The following is a 16,513-nucleotide window of genomic DNA, read 5'->3' as shown; positions in this document are numbered from 1 at the left end:
TCCCGAATCGATTACGCGTGCTTCGCCCCGTGAACGGGCGGCGGCGTTTTGTTCTGGGCTGGTTTGACGATCAACGTCAGCCAAACCGAAGCCAGCAGCGCAGCACCCATGAAAATGTAGGAGGCGGCAGGCGAACCGGTCGCGCCATTAAGATAGCCTACAATCCACGATCCGACGAAGGAACCCAGTGCGCCCATGCTGTTGATTAATGCCATCGCACCACCGGCGACGTTGCGCGGCAACATCTCCGGAATGATGGCGAAGAACGGACCGTAAGGCGCATACATCGCCCCACCGGCAATTACCAGCAGCGTATACGACAGCCAGAAGTTGCTGGAGCCCACCAGGTACGAACCGAGGAACGCCAGCGCGCCAATCAGCAGCAGCGGCCAGACAAACAGTTTACGGTTCTGAGTTTTATCCGACGCCCACGACACCACGATCATCGCAATGGTCGCCACCAGATACGGCACCGCAGACAGCCAACCGGCTTCCACCATGCCCATCTGCGAACCGTTACGCAGAATGGACGGCAGCCACAGCACGAAACCGTACACGCCGATGCTCCAGGCAAAATATTGCAGGCACAGCAGGATCACGTTGCGATTACGGAACGCTTCACCGTAGTTACGTACCGCTTTAATCCCTTCCTGCTCTTTTTGCAGCTGCGCCTGCAGCGCGGCTTTCTCGCTTTCGCTCATCCATTTGGCCTGGGCAGGTTTGTCCTGCACCAGGAACCACCAGGCCACCGCCCAGATCACTGCCGGGATGCCTTCAATGATAAACATCTCGCGCCAGCCAAAGGACTCAATCAGATAGCCGGAAACCACCGACATCCACAGCACCGTCACCGGATTACCGAGGATCAGGAAGGTATTGGCGCGCGAACGTTCGGATTTGGTAAACCAGTTGCTGATATAGATCAGCATCGCCGGCATTACCGCCGCTTCCACCACGCCGAGCACAAAGCGGATCGCCGCCAGCATCGGAATGTTGCTGACCACGCCGGTCAGCGAGGCGCAGCCGCCCCATAAAATCAGGCACCAGAAAATCAGCTTCTTCACGCTGCGACGTTCGGCGTACAGCGCGCCGGGGATCTGGAAGAAGAAGTAGCCGAGGAAGAACAGGGCGCCCAGCAGCGATGACATGCCTTTGGTGATGCCGAGATCGTCATTTATCCCTGCGGCAGAGGCGAAGCTGAAGTTCGCCCGGTCCAGATACGCCAGACTGTAGGTGATAAACACGATGGGCATGATAAACCACCAGCGTTTTGGCGCGATTGTCTGCGATTTCATGGGTGACTCCTCTGGTTGAGGTGGACGCATTCAGTGGATGCGCCTCGCGATATTGTTGTAGTGGGTACAGCTATTTGGTTTCGTACGGACCCGTAGCGGCGCAATTTATTGCGCTTCTGGCAGCGAAGCCGCTGCGAAAAGCGCGCGATGCATCGCGCCGCTACGGGATTGTGCTGTTATCAGTAATCGCCCAATGCCGCGCGCGTCGGCAGGCCTTCGCTGTCGCCAGCGACCTGAATCGCCAGCGAACCGATCTTATTACCGCGCAGAATCGCCTGCGGCAGGGATTTTCCTTCCAGCAAAGCGCTGATCAGCCCAACCGCAAAGCCGTCGCCGGCACCCACGGTATCGACCACATTCTCGACGCGAATCGGTGCGACCTGGCCTTGCTGGCCGTCGGCGGTTTTGTACCAGGCGCCGTCGCTACCGGTTTTGATCACCACCGCTTTCACCCCTTTATCGAGGTAGAAATCGGCGATGGCTTCCGGCTGGCGGTAGCCGGTGAGAATCAAACCCTCTTTCTCGCCCGGCAGCACCCAATCGGCGTATTCCGCCAGATGATTGAGTTGCTTGCGCATCTCCTCTTCGCTGCGCCATAACACCGGACGCAGATTAGGATCGAAGGAGATGGTTTTGCCCCGCGCGCGCATCTCTTTTGCCGCGTGTTGCGCCAGGGCAAGCGAGCTGTCAGAGATTGCCGCCGCCACGCCGCTTAAATGCAGATGGCGCGCGCTGCCAAAGTAGTCGTCGTTGAAATCGTCGGGCGACAGATGGCTGGCGGCGGAGCCTTTGCGGAAATATTCGACTTCCGGATCGGAGCCGTCATCGACGCGGGATTTGAGCTGGAAGCCGGTGCGATAGCGCGCGTCCGTGGTGACGCAGCGGTGATCGACGCCCTCTTTTTCCAGCTGTTGCAGTGTGAAGCGACCAAAACTGTCGTCGCCGACGCGGCTCACCCAACCGACCTGCAAACCGAGGCGCGCCAGGCCAATCGCCACGTTGAGTTCGGCCCCAGCAATGCGTTTGACGAAGCCTTCTGCTGCGGCGAGATCGCCGGTTTGCTGGGCGATAAACATCGCCATCGCTTCACCAATCGTCACCACATCCAGCGTTTTTTGCGTCATCATCGGCTCCTTACGCTGCACGCAGCAGGTCAACGTAATGGCGCGTGACCGCCAGCAAATCCCCGCCTTCCAGCGGGAATTCGATGCCGCGCGGTGCGTCGGTTGGCAGCGCGTTCAGCAGCGTGCGCCAGCTATCGTCGGCCTGATCCAGCGCGATCGCGCGGAAAGTAGCGCCGTGTGGCACCGCCGCTTTAACGTGGATGTAGCTAACGTAGCGACTGAGTTGCGCGGCGGCCTGCAAACCGTCTTCGCCGGTCCACTGCCAGTTGCCCATATCGAAGGTCATATCCAGCGGCAATGCGGCATCGCAAGCCTGATGGAAGAAGCGCAGCATCGGCGCCAGTTTGCTGTCTGGCGTTTGATCGTTCTCAACCACCAGCGTCACCGTTGATGCTTTAAGTACATCGAGCAGCGCGCGCGCATCAAGTTCAACGAAATGGCCAAGCGCCACTTTCAGGCGCTGAGCGCCGATTTGTTCGGCTTCCTGCAGGAACTGCGCCAGACGCGGATTCAGCGCACCATCATCCAGCCACAACGCTTCCGGCACGGAATAACTGGCGCTCAGCTGATGCTGGGAAATCGCATTGCCCAGCGCATGCAGCAGGCAGAGTTCATTTTCGTTGAACAGCTCGCGACGAATTTCGACGCCATCCGCGCCGGCCTGTTTGATCAGCGGCAACAGCGCGGCCTGGCCACCCAATTCCGCTACTTTCTGCGCGCCGTATGCGGCAGTTACAACAATAATTTCTGGTTTCATCACGTTTCTCCGGGCATGACCACATCCCATTCGTTATAAAAAAACTAAATGGAACCGGTTCCAAAGGAAAGGCGCAGACCGTGAAATTATGATCATGCTCACGAAGTGAGCCATAAAAGGCCGGCTTAGCGCAGCGGCTGGCTGGAGCCGCGCACAATCAGTTCGCCGGAGAAGAGCTGTTCGCTGACCGATTGCTCGCTGCCCTCAATGCGCGCGATAACCTGCTCCAGCGCGGCGTAACCAATCTGCCAGGTGGGCTGCTTCAAGGTGGTGATGCCGACGCCCGCCAGCGCCGCCCATTCCAGTTCGTCAAAGCCCAGCAGGCCAATCGCTTCGCCCCAGCGCAGCGCAAGGCGCTGCAGCGCGCGCGCCACTTGCAAGGTCAGCGCGCCGTTGGCGGCGATCACCGCACAGCGTTTGTCGGGATGGCGCTGGTGGAATTCCCGCAGCTGTTTTTCCAGCGCGTCGGGCTGATGCAGCGCTACCTCGGCATTCTCTGCCGCAATCTCTGGCGCGTTTTTTACCGTGTCGTAGAAGGCGCGCAGACGTTCACGGCGCGTATTAACGCTGCCGAGCGGCTCGCTAAGGAAGAGCAGGGCTTGATAGCCGTTATCCAGCAAATGTTGGGTCGCAACCGTGGAGGCTTCAACGTTGTTGAGCCCCACCATATCGCAGGCGAAATCGGGGATTTTCCGGTCAATCAATACCATCGGCAGCATCGACTGTTGCAGGCGATTGAGCACTTCTTCATGCATGCCCACGGCATTAACCACAATGCCTTCCACCTGATAGCTGCTAAGCAGTTGCAGGTAATGTTGTTCGAGATCGACTTCGTTGTTGGTGTTACACATCAGCAGGGTAAAGCCCTGCGCACGACACGCCGCTTCGATGCCGCTCAGCACGTCAACCGAGTAAGGATTGGTGATGTCGGCAATGATCAGGCCAATCAAACGCGTGCGGCCGCGTTTCAGTCCGCGCGCCATCTGGCTGGGACGATAGTTGAGTTCGGCGATGGCCTGTTCGATACGGGCTTTGAGATCGGGCGAGAGCAGATTCACTTCGCCATTCAGATAGCGGGAAACGCTGGTTTTACCGGTTTTTGCCGTACGGGCAACGTCACTGATTGTGGCTCGTGGCTGCCTGGTTTTCATTGCTTACACCTGCTGAAAAGAAACAGGCGAAGACTAACACAGCTCGCGCCAGGCGCAATCATTGCGCGTCAGAAGTGAGTCGCAGCACCGGCTGCCAGAGCGTTTGCAGATCGCCAGGCGGCACATCATCGAGCAGTTGCAGCACCATTTCGGCGATGCGCTCGCCAATGTGCTGCTGCGATGATTGCAGAATGGTGTTCACTGGCTGATCGACAATCGAATCGGGCGGCAATCCATCATACACATACAGCGGAATCGCCTGCGCGCCCTTGAGGCGGGCCGCCTGCTGCAGCGCAATCGCGGCACCTTCACCCAGCGTGCTGCAATCGGTGATGATCGCCTGCGGCGCGTCGCCTTGTGCCAGCCAGGCATTGGTTTGCTGATAGCCGGAGCGGCGCGTGGCGGGTAGCGCGGCCATCAGGGATTGATCGACCGGCGCCTGATGCCGAATCAGCGCATCAATAAATCCCTGACGGCGATCGAGGATGTACGTTGCCGTTTCGTTACTGCCGAGATAGGCCAGACGCGGCCATCCTTGTTGCAGGCAGTGTTCTGCCGCCAGGAAGGTACCGGCGTGATTATCGTAATCGATCCACGCGTACGGCAGCGGCAGCTCGCTGCGGCCGAGCGTCAGGAAGCGGAAACCCTTCTGCTGCAAGCGTTGCAGTCGCGCATCCTGCGGCAGGGTGTGGGTTAAAATCAGCGCATCGATGGCGCCGCTGCGCAGCATGCGGATCAGCTTACGCTGTTGCCCTTGCGGTTTGTCAGGCAGCAACAACAAATCAATATCGTGCTGGGCGAGGCGTTGATCGAGCATCAGCAGCATTTGGCTGTAATAGCTGTCATTGAGCGAGGCGTGGCTGATGGGAAAGAGCAGACCGACCGCATTGGCGCGCCCGGTTTTCAGGCGGCGGGCAGCGTCGTTGGGGCGATAGCCGCGCGCATTCGCTTCGTCTTCAATGCGTTTACGCGTGACGGCCGCTACATCGTCATAGCCATTTAGCGCCCGGCTCACGGTAGTAACAGAGAGGCCAAGGGTAGCGGCGATGGCTTTGAGTGACATGATAGCGTCCCACTGATCAATTTTTGATCACACTAGCATAAAGGAAAAGGCGGCTCTATCGGTTACGAATTTTTTAGCTTTTTCTAACAAAGATGGTGTCAAAAGAGGCGAAAAAATGTGACAAAAGCCGATCTGTTCGTGCAGATCGGCTCTTTACTTTTAGCCCAGCGGGCTGAGGGTGATCTCAACGCGACGGTTCTGCGCTTTACCGTCTTCGGTGCTGTTGCTGGCAACCGGATTATCCGGGCCTAAACCCTGGGTGCGCAGACGGTTTTGCGCCACGCCTTGCAGAATCAGACCGCTGGCCACGCTGTCGGCGCGCTGCTGTGACAGGCGCATATTCAGCGCGCGCGTGCCGGTACTATCGGTGTAGCCCACCACATTCACGGCGGTTTTTGGATACTCTTTCAGCACCATCGCCACGCCGGTCAGGGTGTTGGCGCCCGCCGGTTTCAGGTTGCTGCTGTTGGAATCAAAGGTGACGTTATTCGGCATGTTGAGCACGATGTTGTCGCCCTGACGCGTCACGCTGACGCCGGTGCCGCGCATTTTGTCGCGCAGTTTCGCTTCCTGCACATCCATGTAATAACCCGCGCCGCCGCCCAGTGCGGCACCGGATGCTGCACCAATCAGCGCACCTTTACCGCGATCTTTCTTCGACGACGACAGCACGCCCACGCCCGCACCCAGCACCGCGCCCAAACCGGCGCCGATACCCGATTTGCCCGCCTGCGATTCGCCGGTATAGGGATTGGTGGTACAACCCGACAGCGCGAGGCTGCCGCTCAGTAACAAGGTCAGCGCCAAAATACGCTTATTCATGAAAAACCCCTCACAGATTTAAACGGGGAAAAGCCCCAAAACGGCACTATTATGCCGTTCAATTATGGGGAAATGCGTGAGGGTCAGTCTTAATTTGTAAACTTTTGCTTTAAAGATTATCAGGATGGCAAAAACAGCTGGTTTGATGATCATTAATTAAGCCGCAGGCCTGTAGAAATGAGTGGCAGGTTGTGGGGCCGACGAATTTAAAACCACGCTTCTTAAGTGCTTTCGACAGCGCAATCGCGGGCTCGGAGGTCGTTGGCGCGTCTTTGTAATTCGCGTATCGGTGCAAAATCGGCGTATGGTCGACAAAAGACCAGATAAAGCGTGAAAACTCCTCTCCGGTGGCTTCCAGCGCTAGAAAGGCACGCGCATTGTTGATGATCGCTTCCAGCTTGCCGCGATGGCGAATCAGTCCCGCATTTTGCATCAACCGTGCCATGTCGCTTTCATCCATCAACGCCACGGCTGCGGGATCAAATTCATGGAACGCGCGGCGGTAGTTTTCGCGTTTTTTCAGTACCGTAATCCATGAAAGTCCGGCCTGTTGGCCTTCAAGACAGACCATTTCAAATAAGACTCGCTTATCGGTTTGCGGCACGCCCCACTCTTTATCGTGGTACGCCAGATACAGTGGATCCTCAGTTACCCAGCCACAACGTTGCATTGCATCACTCCCTTAGCCTATGAAATAGCGGTAGTTCCCTTGACGAATGGCAAAAGCGATTAATAGTTATACAAGGGGCGCCGATATAGATCTTATAAAACCTAAACGCCCATCTCTTCCCGGCTCGTCAGGAGTCCTTCATGTTGCAGAAAAGTCAGCGGACAGGCCAGCATATAATCGCGCTGGCTTTTGGCAGTGTATGGCTATTTTTTCTGGCCGGGAATACCTATGCCTTTGATCAATCGAGCCAGAATAGCGCACCCGATTACAACGCCATACTTGCTGAAAAAATTTCCAGTAATCACCTGATGTTGACAGAAAACCCCGATGCAAACCTGTTTGACGCCGCGCTTAACTCGCCAAATGACTACGCGCTGGTGATGCACAGTGAAACCGCCAGCGTCGGCGCTACGCCTTTTGTTAATCGCTACTCTGCCGGCTGGTCGATGCCGATGAGTAAAGCGGTGAGCACCGGGCCGGTGGCGCAGTTTGCGGTAGATGATTCGACTTTGAGCTGTCCGAAGTGCGCAGGAGTGGATAGCAACAACGCCGAGCACATTGCCTCCGTTGGCTGGCGCGTGGATTCTAGCTTTAGTGGGATATCGCCGTGGGCGCAGGTAAGTTACAGCCATCTGGTAAATGAAGAGTTGCCATCGCCCACCCGCGAACGAGCCGAGGATATCAACGGACGGGAAAATAATTGGGTGGATGTCAGCGTCGGCGCAAATATGCCGCTGGGGCAAAATATGGCGGCCTTTGCTTCTTTTGCGCAAACCGGCGCAGTGACCAGCGGTGAGCAGTTTATTTATAGCCTGGGCGTCAGCGCCAGCTTCTAATCGGCATAAAAAGAGAAGTGACAAAACCTGAGGTCCATATACTAAGCGCGCTAATCATTACTTTGGTCACAATATGCGCAACAATATTATTCTTATTAGCCGTGAAGTTACGGCCTTTCTCATCAGTGGATTGGTACTCGTTTTCTGTATGGCGATGGTCTACATCGACGTCAACTGGATGAACGATGCCCTGCACGAAACCTCCTTCACCGAAATCACCCAGGAGCTGATGCTCTTGCTCATCGCCACCTTCTATTTCCTCTCGGCCTGGCAGCGGCCATCACAACGCAGCGTGCTGATCCTGGTCGGCGGTTTTTACAGCTGCATGCTGATTCGTGAGATGGACTTCCTGTTCGATTTCATCAGGCACGGCGCATGGCTGTGGTTTGCGCTGGCGACGACGGCGGCCTGTCTGGCGATGGCCTTCCGCCAGCCGCGCCAAATCCTGCCCGGGCTGGCGTCGCTGGTTCAGCATCGCAGCTGGCAGATGATGGCCGCAGGTTTACTGGCTATTTTGGTGTTTTCGCGCCTGTTTGGCATGCATCAGCTGTGGGAACATCTGATGCTCGATGGTTATAACCGCGTGGTAAAAAACATGGCGGAAGAGGGCAGCGAGATGTTTGGCTACAGCCTGTGCCTGATCGCATCGGCTCGCTATCTTTGGCAAACCCGGCCGCAGCCTGTCGCGGTTCGGGTGCCGCACGCGTCACGCCATGTGGATCGCGCCGAACCGCTGACGATGCCACGCTAATCGCTGCGACCTTTTTGACGATCACTTGTCCTAAAACAGGTACACTTACCGCATAACGCCGGGCTGAATTTGCCGCCCGGCGCACCATGCTGGTTAACGTCAGGTTTCTTCATGTCAGTCAAAATCTTATCTTCAACGTTGGTGGGGCTGGATGGCTTCTGCCATGACCCGCTCGCCGTGCTGCAGCAGGCCGATAACGGCACGCTGGCGGTGCTGCATAACAATACGCCGGCGTTTTATGCGCTCACGCCGCAGCGTCTGGCGCAGCTGCTGGCGCTGGAAGCCGCCGCGCAGCAGCCCAATGATGTCACGCTGGATGAGAGTCTGTTTCAGACCGAAAGCGCGCCCATCGCCACGCCGGTGGGCAAGTTCGCGATGTATGAAGGCTGGCAGCCCGATAGCGATTTTCAGCGTCAGGCCGCCATCTGGGGCGTGGCGTTGAGTGAACCGGTTACCGCCGCCGAGCTGGCCACGTTTGTGGCGTACTGGCAGGCGGAAGGCCGTTTGTTCCATCATGTGCAGTGGCAGCAGAAGTTAGCGCGCAGCGTGCAGATGAATCGCGCCGCCAATGGCGGACAGCCAAAGCGCGATCTCACGCAAATCAGCAATACTGATTACGATATTCCCGATGGATTCCGAGGTGAGTAATGAAAACGCCGAACGATCTTTTTAGTCGCCTGAAAAAGATGATGCCGTCCGAAGTGCAGCCGAAATTCAAAAGCGGCGCGGAGCTGCTGGCCTGGAACCAGGAACAGGGCCGCTTGCGCTCGGAAGCGATTGTGCGAGAAAACCGCGCGATGAAAATGCAGCGCATCATGGGGCGCTCGGGCATCCGCGAGCTGCACATGAACTGCTCGTTCGACAACTATCGCGTGGAAAATGATGGGCAGCGCAAAGCGCTGGCCATGGCGCGCGAATACGCCGCCGGATTTGAAAACAGCATCTCCAGTTTTGTTTTTTCCGGTCGTCCCGGCACCGGTAAAAACCACCTTGCCGCAGCGATTGGTAACGATCTGATTATTCGCGGTAAAAGCGTGCTGATTGTGACCGTGGCCGACTTGATGTCGAGCATGAAGGGCACTTTCAGCGGCGGCAGCGATTTAACTGAAGAGCGCCTGCTGCACGATCTCAGCCATGTGGATCTGCTGGTGATCGATGAGATCGGCATGCAGAGTGAATCGCGCTATGAAAAAGTGATCATCAATCAGATTGTTGATCGCCGCTCATCGTCGAAACGCCCAACGGGCATGTTATCGAACCTCGATCCCGCCGGCATGAATTCGCTGCTGGGTGAACGCGTGATGGACCGTATGCGCCTCGGCAACAGCTTGTGGGTGCGCTTTGACTGGGAAAGTTATCGCAGCCGTGTGCGCGGTGATGAGTATTGAGGAGTGCTATGAAAGCAGCCGGTAAAGGTCCAGCACTACTTCGCCTGAACAACCTGAAGCGGGTGATGATGCAACTGCGCACCACCCGCATCACCTCCCGCCAGGATCTGGCTTTAGCGCTCGAGCTGAGCAAAAACACCGTTTCACTGATTGTCGATGATTTGCTGGAAGCCGGGCTGATCAATGAGCTCGGCCCGGTTAGCGTGGCGTCAGCAGGACGACCGAAAATCGAAATCTCGTTGCGCGCCGAAAAGCTGAAAAGCGCGGGCATCATGGTGGAGCGCCAGGCAATTCACTGGCGCGTGTGCGACTATTTCTCGCAGGTGATTGCCGAGCAAACCTGGCGCACCGAAACCAGCGATCCCGAGCAGTTGCTGCATGAGCTGGTGGAAGTGTGCCAGACCTTGCACGCGGCGCATCCCGAGCTGCTCGGCGTGGCGATTGGTTTCCCTGGCATCATCGATCCGCATCGCGGCTGGGTGCATTTTTCCGCGCATCTGGGCTGGCAGGATGTGGATGTGATGACCATCCTCAGCCACGAGATGCCGCTGCCGCTGCGCATCATGAATAACGTCAAAGCGGCGGCGCTGCTTTCGGTGCAGCAACTCGAACTGAATAAGTCGCAAAGCCATTTCTATCTGCGAATTTCTGAAGGATTAGGCGGCGCGCTGGTGGAACACGGCGAAGTGTTTACCGGCAGCAGCTGGACGGCGGGCGAGATCGGCCATCTTATCGTGCAACCCAACGGCGAACGCTGTAGCTGCGGTCGCTTAGGTTGTCTGGAAACGCTGGTGAGCAAACCGGCCATTCAGCAGCAGCTGGCAAAACGCAAACCGGGCCTGCGCTGGCAGAATGGCGAGAGCGAACCGGAAATCCTGAAAGAGGTGATGACGCAGGCGGGCACCCACTTGGGCAACGCGTTGAGTCAGGTGATGCAGCTGGTGAATCCGGCCAGCATCATTATTGATGGGCCGTGGAATGCGCAGCCAGCGTTTGTGCAGGCGGTGCAGCAGGCGGCGCAGGCCGGCGCGCTGGCCTTTACCTTCGCCCATACCGCGCTGCATTTCCTGCCGCTGCGTATCGATCCGGCCAACGGCTTAGCGCTGGCGGTGATTGAGCAGTACGAACGCCTGAGTTAACAAGGGCGCCATAAAGGGCGCCCTGCAGATCCCTATCCTTACCGATTAATGCCGTGGAATATCAAATGATTCGCTCGCCTTCACGGTGGACGTCGTCTCAGGCAACTCTGCTTCGACGTTAAATTTACGCAGCACCAGCGCATGAATCTTCTCAAGCGACACGCCGGCCGTTTCTGGCAGATAGCGGAAGGTGAAGAAGTACATACCCAGCGAGAAGATTGCGAACAGCAACAGTGGGAAGCCACCGTGGAACATATCCAGCAGCATCGGGCTGCTGTTCATGATCGGGAAGGTGCTGCTGATAACAAAGTTGGCCATCGACATCGCGCAGATGGAAATCCCCACGCAAATCGAACGAATCTCGGTTGGGAACACTTCGCCCAGCACCGTCCAGACGATCTGCCCCCACGTCATACCGAAGAAAATCATGTAAGCGAACAGGCCAATAACCGCCAGCATACCCGGCAAGTGGTAATAGAAGGCGATGAAGGAGTAGGTCAGGCACACGCAAGAGGTGATTGCGCCCAGCAGCAGCAGCTTACGACGACCGACTTTATCGATCAGCATCATCCCCGCCAGCACGCCAATAAACTGACAAATCGACAGCCAGAAGGTTTGCAGCAGCGCTGAGTCAGTGCTGCCCGCGACGTTTTTCAGCAAGGTTGGCCCAAAGTACTGAATGACGTTGATACCGCTGATCTGGTTACCCACCGCCAAACCGATGCCGACAATCAGCAATGGAATGGTGGTTTTATCCAGACGCAGACGCGATTTGTGCTGCTGCGCGGTTTTATCAGAAAACGAATGTTTGATTTCGTTGAACACGCTCTCGGCATGTTCGCGGTTAGAGATTTTGGTCAGCGTATCCAGCGCTTCATCGTACTTGCCTTTCAGCACGTTCCAGCGCGGTGATTCCGGGATAAAGGCGATGAACAAAATAAACAGCGCGCACGGCACCAGCGCGGTGGCGAGGATGTAGCGCCAGCCCATGTTGATCATCACATCCGGCAAGGTGGATTTGGTGATGAAGTAGTTGGTCAGCAACACTACCGATTGTCCGCCGACGCAGCACACCGCATAGAGCGCGGTGGTACGGCCACGAAACTTCGAAGGCGACAGCTCGGCCAGATAGATAGGCGAAATTACCGACGCCAGGCCAATCGCTAATCCGCCAATCATGCGGAAGATGACGAACACGGTGAAGTTATGCGCCAGCGCCGTGCCGATCACCGAAACGGTAAACAGCAGGGCGGTGATGGCGAGGGATTTTTTACGTCCCAGCTTGTCACTGAGGCGCGGTGCCATAAAGCAGCCGATCAAACTGCCGAGCAGGATATTGGAAACGGCCCAGCCGGTTTCAGCGGGCGTTAACTGGAAATATTCACTTAAGGGTTCGATTGCACCGGAGATAATGGAAGAGTCATATCCCATCAGCAGACCGCCGAATGCCGCGACAGTACAGCAGAGAATGACATACTTCATGTTGTAGCGTTTTTGCCTGGTATCCATTGTTATAGCCCCTTGTCTCTACGGCCTGAACGTTACTTGTCCAGAAAGAGGGTGGTGTAGGTTTCGATGTTCAACTTTTATTCACGCGAGGTCTTCGTGTTGGAATATATGTTCTAAATGATGGTATTTGGATCATTTTTTCCGAAAAGTGTGAAGGGGGTGGCGAAAATTGCCGAATAAGTCGTCAGGGGTATGCTTATAGCCCAATGAAATGATAGGTTTTTCATCAATTCACTTTGTAAGGGCATTGCAAAATTTGCTTTTTATTGGAATTTTCATTCTGTTAAATACGCGGGTTTACCGAGTTTATTTCACCCGACGGAGCGCACGGGTGCGTTTCATTTTTTAACAGGCAACGGGCATAATACGTTGATTATCAGCCCCTCTTTGCGGACGCCGTAATGAAAACGCAGCGCATCACTCTGGACGATATTGCTACCCTGGCGGGCGTCACCAAAATGACGGTAAGTCGCTATCTGCGCACGCCGGAAAAGGTCAAAACGGAAACGGCGGAGAAAATCGCCAGCGTGATTGCCGAAATTGGCTACGTCGCGGATAGCGAAAATGTCGCAGCGACCAAACAGAACCCACCGCGCATCGGCGTGTTAATTCCTTCTTTTAATAATCAAATCTTTGCCGACTTGCTGGCGGGCATTGAATCGGTGACCAGCGCGCACGGTTATCAAACGCTGGTGGTCAATTACGACTACAACGCCCAGCGTGAAGAGGAGCAGATCGCCACGGTGCTGGCCTTTAACATCAAAGGGCTGATCCTGACCGAATCTGTGCACACCGTGCGCGCAGAAAAATACCTAAACGCCGCCAACATTCCGGTGGCGGAAGTGATGGGGCTGACCGAGGCGCGTGGACGCATCAATGTGGGCTTCGACAACTATCGCGCCGGCTACGACATGACGGCGATGCTGCTGGCCAGCGGCAAACAGCGCGTTATCTATTTTGGTTCGATGTCCGATCGCCGTGATGAGCAACGCTACGCCGGTTATCGCGATGCGGTTGAAGCGGCCGGGTTGCCTGCGGGCCGGATTGTGCCGAACAAGGTCTCTTCGGTATCGATTGGCACCGGCATGATGACGCTGGCGCGCCAGCTCTATCCGGAGATGGATGCGATTCTTTGTACCAATGACGATCTGGCGGTTGGCGTGCTGCAGGAGTGTCAGGCGGCGCGCATTGCCGTGCCACAAGCGATGGCGATTGCCGGTTTTCACGGGCTGGAAATTGGTCAGGCAACCACGCCACGCTTAGCTAGCGTGATCACGCCGCGCTTTGAGATGGGAAAAGTGGCGACGGAGATCATCCTGAAAAAGATCAACCAGCAGCCCACCATCGAGCAGGTCGACCTGCATTATCGCCTTTCAATGGGCGCGACCATTTAAATCACGGCGCATAGCGCAGATGAAGCAGCGGAAAAGGATTTCCCTGACCATCCAGCGGCGAGCGGCCGGTGATGACAAATCCCTCTCGTTTTGACAACTATCGAACTGGATGTGGCGCAGCCATAAATTGGCGAGTTATCGTTATTTATTGGCTTTTGCCCATCACATAGCCAGCTAACGTCTTCTTATAATGCTTATCAGTTAATCGCTGACACCGAAATTTCAGAGCGCACTGATCGTAGCGGCGCAATTTATTGCGCGATAAATCGCGCCGCTACGGGATGTGCGACGATTTATCGGTATCACGGTATTCATTTCGACATCAGGAGGAAAGATGGATTTGCACGCCGCCTTTATGCAACAACTGATGCTCTGGATTGAGGACAACATTGAGCAGAAACTCATTCTGGAAACCGTGGCGCGCCGCGCCGGATATTCGCAGTGGCATCTGCAGCGACTGTTTCGCAGTTACACCGGCGTCGCGCTGGGTACCTATATTCGCGAGCGCAAGTTAACGGCTTCGGTGATTGCGCTGTTGAACAGCAATATGCCGCTGATGGATATCGCCATCAAATATGGCTTCGACTCGCAGCAAACTTACTGCCGCACCTTCCGCCGCATGTTCGACCTGCCGCCAGGCGCGTTCCGTCGCAAATATCAGCACAGTTTGCCGGACATTGACGGGCCCGCTAGTTTGCTGTTTTTGCATCCGCAGAGTCGGCTGGCGGCGTAAAGTATTTGCCGGGCGTTGAGCCAAACGCGCTGCGAAAAGCGCTGATATAGCTGCTAACACTGTCGAATCCGACCTGCCACGCCACTTGCTGCACACTTTTGCCCGCCGCCAATCCTTCCAGTGATTTGAGTAAACGTGAAACCTGGCGATAGCGCGTCAAGCTCATGCCGACCGCGCTGGCCCAATGACGGCTCAGACTGCGCGGGCTGAGTCCCGCCCAGCGCGCCAGTTCGGGCCCGGTACGCGTATCGGCGGGGTCGTCCATTAACAGGCGCGCAATCTGCAGCAAGCGCGGTTCCGCCGGCAGCGGTAACGTCAATGGATGTTCGGTCGATTCATACAACTCATCCAGGAACACCTCGCACAGGCGATGGTAGCGCGCGCTGCCCCAGTGATCGGGCGATAAGGTTGCCAGCCTTTCCGCCAGCGGCTCCAGCACCGACGGGCAGGAAAGCAGGACGGGATGATCCGGCAAGGGCGCGGCCAGCGCATCGTCCACCAATACTGTCCAGCCAAGCACCGGGCCCGGCCCGATGATCGCATGTTCAAAGTAGGGCGGAATCCAGCCCACCAGTCGCGGCGGATTGGCGAAAATACCGGACGGCGTTTTCACCGTCATCAACCCCTGCTTCAAACAGAAGAGTTGCCCCGCAGCGTGGCGATGGGTGAAGGTTTCACGGTCCAGCTGTTTCGCTAACGCAGCGGCAATCACTTTCGGCGCATCCGGCTGCAGCAGGCGCTGACGCAGCTCAGCCTGACGCGGATTGCCGGAAAAAGTCAGAGTATCGGTTGGATGGATTAGCATGCCTGGCTCCACAATGCGATGAAGGAGCAAAGTGGCGGAGATAGGTGGGGAAGTAAAGCGTAGGTGTGTATAAGTTGGGAGGGCCTTCCTAAACTTCCTTTCTATTGAACTTGTAACTAAAACTTACAGGTTACGCTTTGTTCACACTCACCTTTATTTTGCAGTTTTAGAGTGCCATGTGATGGATTGAGACGAAATCCTGAGAGATTACTGACCAAATGCGTCTACAGTTAACCTATCCACCTTCCTTCACTAAGCCTCTGACACCATGAGCCTTTCTCTGATGCATTACCTTCGCGCGCGTCTGCGTTTGCTGATTTCGATTGTGGCTGGCGTGGCCTGTTATTTCTTCCTGCCTGCGCACCTGGGCATGTTGCAGCGTCTGCTGATTGGCTGGAACGTGCTGGCATGGCTCTATCTCGCTTTTCTGTGGCTGCGCATGCTAGGCACCGAGGCCAAAGATATTCCGCATATTGCTAAAATCGAGGATGAAAGCGCGACGCTGGTGTTGAGTATGGTAACGCTCACCTGCCTGGTCAGCATTCTGGCGATTCTGATGGAACTCACCACGCTGAAGAGCCTGACGGGAACGCCGCGCGTGCTGCATCTGCTGCTGACCGCGGCAACCTTGGTGGTTTCCTGGGCGCTGCTTCCGACGTCATTCGCCATGCATTACGCGCATCATCACTATCTGCGGCGCAGCAAGGATGTCACGCCGATGATCTTTCCTGAAAAGCCCGAACAGCCGGGATACTGGGATTTTCTCTACTTCTCTTTCACCATCGCGGTAGCTTCGCAAACCGCCGATGTGGCAACGGGCACCACGGATATGCGGCAAATCGCTCTGTTACAGTCGGTGATTTCGTTTGTATTCAATCTGGCGATTTTGGGATTGTCGGTGAATGTGGGGGCGGGGTTATTGAGTTAACGGGGATGAACGGGAAGTGGCGGAAGATCACAGGAGTCGAACCTGCCCAGGACCGCTGGCGGCCCCAACCGGATTTGAAATCCGGCCGCCTCACCGGAGACGACGATCTTCCTTTGAAGATGCCGCAGGAGTATAGCGACAATCGCGG

At 56.3% G+C, this 16,513-nt stretch carries 17 protein-coding genes and 1 tRNA gene; 8 read left to right on the top strand and 10 right to left on the bottom strand.

The window, feature by feature from the left end:
- Positions 1-11: 11 nt before the first annotated feature.
- From ACFQW4_RS18485 to ACFQW4_RS18455, 7 genes are all read right to left on the bottom strand, one after another.
- Entirely contained in the window at positions 12-1,295 is a 1,284-nt protein-coding gene (locus tag ACFQW4_RS18485) for an MFS transporter (RefSeq protein WP_101763879.1), read from the bottom strand.
- Between the two features lie 179 nt (positions 1,296-1,474).
- A complete protein-coding gene (locus ACFQW4_RS18480; protein ID WP_377726612.1) occupies positions 1,475-2,419 on the bottom strand; it encodes a sugar kinase in 945 nt (314 codons plus the stop codon).
- A gap of 10 nt (positions 2,420-2,429) precedes the next feature.
- Positions 2,430-3,176 carry a sugar phosphate isomerase/epimerase gene (locus ACFQW4_RS18475; RefSeq protein WP_101763878.1) on the bottom strand — a complete coding sequence of 249 codons (747 nt, stop codon included), beginning with the start codon at positions 3,174-3,176 and terminating at the stop codon, positions 2,430-2,432.
- 125 nt (positions 3,177-3,301) lie between these two features.
- Positions 3,302-4,327 carry a LacI family DNA-binding transcriptional regulator gene (locus tag ACFQW4_RS18470; protein ID WP_377726548.1) on the bottom strand — a complete coding sequence of 342 codons (1,026 nt, stop codon included), beginning with the start codon at positions 4,325-4,327 and terminating at the stop codon, positions 3,302-3,304.
- Positions 4,328-4,385: 58 nt separating this feature from the next.
- Positions 4,386-5,390, bottom strand: coding sequence for a LacI family DNA-binding transcriptional regulator (locus ACFQW4_RS18465; RefSeq protein ID WP_277974318.1), 1,005 nt, complete (start codon positions 5,388-5,390; stop codon positions 4,386-4,388).
- 159 nt (positions 5,391-5,549) lie between these two features.
- Positions 5,550-6,212: an OmpA family lipoprotein gene (locus tag ACFQW4_RS18460; protein WP_101763875.1), complete on the bottom strand. Its 663-nt coding sequence runs from the start codon at positions 6,210-6,212 to the stop codon at positions 5,550-5,552.
- A gap of 109 nt (positions 6,213-6,321) precedes the next feature.
- Positions 6,322-6,882 carry a DNA-3-methyladenine glycosylase I gene (locus tag ACFQW4_RS18455; RefSeq protein WP_377726547.1) on the bottom strand — a complete coding sequence of 187 codons (561 nt, stop codon included), beginning with the start codon at positions 6,880-6,882 and terminating at the stop codon, positions 6,322-6,324.
- Between the two features lie 140 nt (positions 6,883-7,022).
- Here ACFQW4_RS18455 and ACFQW4_RS18450 point away from each other — a divergent pair, with 140 nt between their 5' ends.
- The 5 genes from ACFQW4_RS18450 (at position 7,023) to ACFQW4_RS18430 (ending at position 10,996) form a co-directional block, all read left to right on the top strand.
- Entirely contained in the window at positions 7,023-7,718 is a 696-nt protein-coding gene (locus tag ACFQW4_RS18450) for an autotransporter (RefSeq protein ID WP_137384840.1), read from the top strand.
- Positions 7,719-7,791: 73 nt separating this feature from the next.
- Entirely contained in the window at positions 7,792-8,469 is a 678-nt protein-coding gene (locus ACFQW4_RS18445; RefSeq protein ID WP_192236815.1) for a hypothetical protein, read from the top strand.
- 111 nt (positions 8,470-8,580) lie between these two features.
- A complete protein-coding gene (gene dnaT / locus ACFQW4_RS18440; protein WP_101763871.1) occupies positions 8,581-9,117 on the top strand; it encodes a primosomal protein DnaT in 537 nt (178 codons plus the stop codon).
- Positions 9,117-9,857 (top strand): DNA replication protein DnaC, encoded by a 741-nt coding sequence (dnaC, locus tag ACFQW4_RS18435; RefSeq protein WP_110868257.1) that lies wholly within the window; start codon positions 9,117-9,119, stop codon positions 9,855-9,857. Before dnaT ends, dnaC begins: the two co-directional genes overlap by 1 nt.
- 8 nt (positions 9,858-9,865) lie before the next feature.
- Entirely contained in the window at positions 9,866-10,996 is a 1,131-nt protein-coding gene (locus ACFQW4_RS18430; RefSeq protein ID WP_101763869.1) for an ROK family protein, read from the top strand.
- Positions 10,997-11,041: 45 nt separating this feature from the next.
- Here ACFQW4_RS18430 and ACFQW4_RS18425 read toward each other — a convergent pair whose 3' ends face one another.
- Positions 11,042-12,505 carry a sugar porter family MFS transporter gene (locus ACFQW4_RS18425; protein ID WP_101763868.1) on the bottom strand — a complete coding sequence of 488 codons (1,464 nt, stop codon included), beginning with the start codon at positions 12,503-12,505 and terminating at the stop codon, positions 11,042-11,044.
- Positions 12,506-12,906: 401 nt separating this feature from the next.
- On the opposite strand from ACFQW4_RS18425, the gene ACFQW4_RS18420 reads away from it, so the two are divergent.
- Together ACFQW4_RS18420 and ACFQW4_RS18415 are read left to right on the top strand one after the other, a co-directional pair.
- Positions 12,907-13,899, top strand: coding sequence for a LacI family DNA-binding transcriptional regulator (locus ACFQW4_RS18420; RefSeq protein ID WP_101763867.1), 993 nt, complete (start codon positions 12,907-12,909; stop codon positions 13,897-13,899).
- A gap of 334 nt (positions 13,900-14,233) precedes the next feature.
- Entirely contained in the window at positions 14,234-14,632 is a 399-nt protein-coding gene (locus tag ACFQW4_RS18415; protein WP_377726544.1) for a helix-turn-helix domain-containing protein, read from the top strand.
- On the opposite strand, the gene ACFQW4_RS18410 is transcribed toward ACFQW4_RS18415, so the two are convergent.
- Positions 14,589-15,437, bottom strand: a complete 849-nt coding sequence (locus ACFQW4_RS18410; RefSeq protein WP_101763863.1) for an AraC family transcriptional regulator — start codon at positions 15,435-15,437, stop codon at positions 14,589-14,591. The genes ACFQW4_RS18415 and ACFQW4_RS18410 overlap by 44 nt on opposite strands.
- A 268-nt stretch (positions 15,438-15,705) precedes the next feature.
- Between ACFQW4_RS18410 and ACFQW4_RS18405 the strand changes: the two genes are divergently transcribed.
- Entirely contained in the window at positions 15,706-16,365 is a 660-nt protein-coding gene (locus tag ACFQW4_RS18405; RefSeq protein ID WP_101763861.1) for a DUF1345 domain-containing protein, read from the top strand.
- A 17-nt stretch (positions 16,366-16,382) separates the two neighbouring features.
- On the opposite strand, the gene ACFQW4_RS18400 is transcribed toward ACFQW4_RS18405, so the two are convergent.
- Positions 16,383-16,477 (bottom strand) — tRNA-Sec (locus tag ACFQW4_RS18400).
- Positions 16,478-16,513: the final 36 nt, after the last annotated feature.

The sequence above is a fragment of the Pantoea sp. GCM10028869 genome, assembly GCF_042666835.1.
Classification (GTDB): domain Bacteria; phylum Pseudomonadota; class Gammaproteobacteria; order Enterobacterales; family Enterobacteriaceae; genus Pantoea; species Pantoea leporis.
This window is presented reverse-complemented; position numbering and strand designations above follow the sequence as displayed.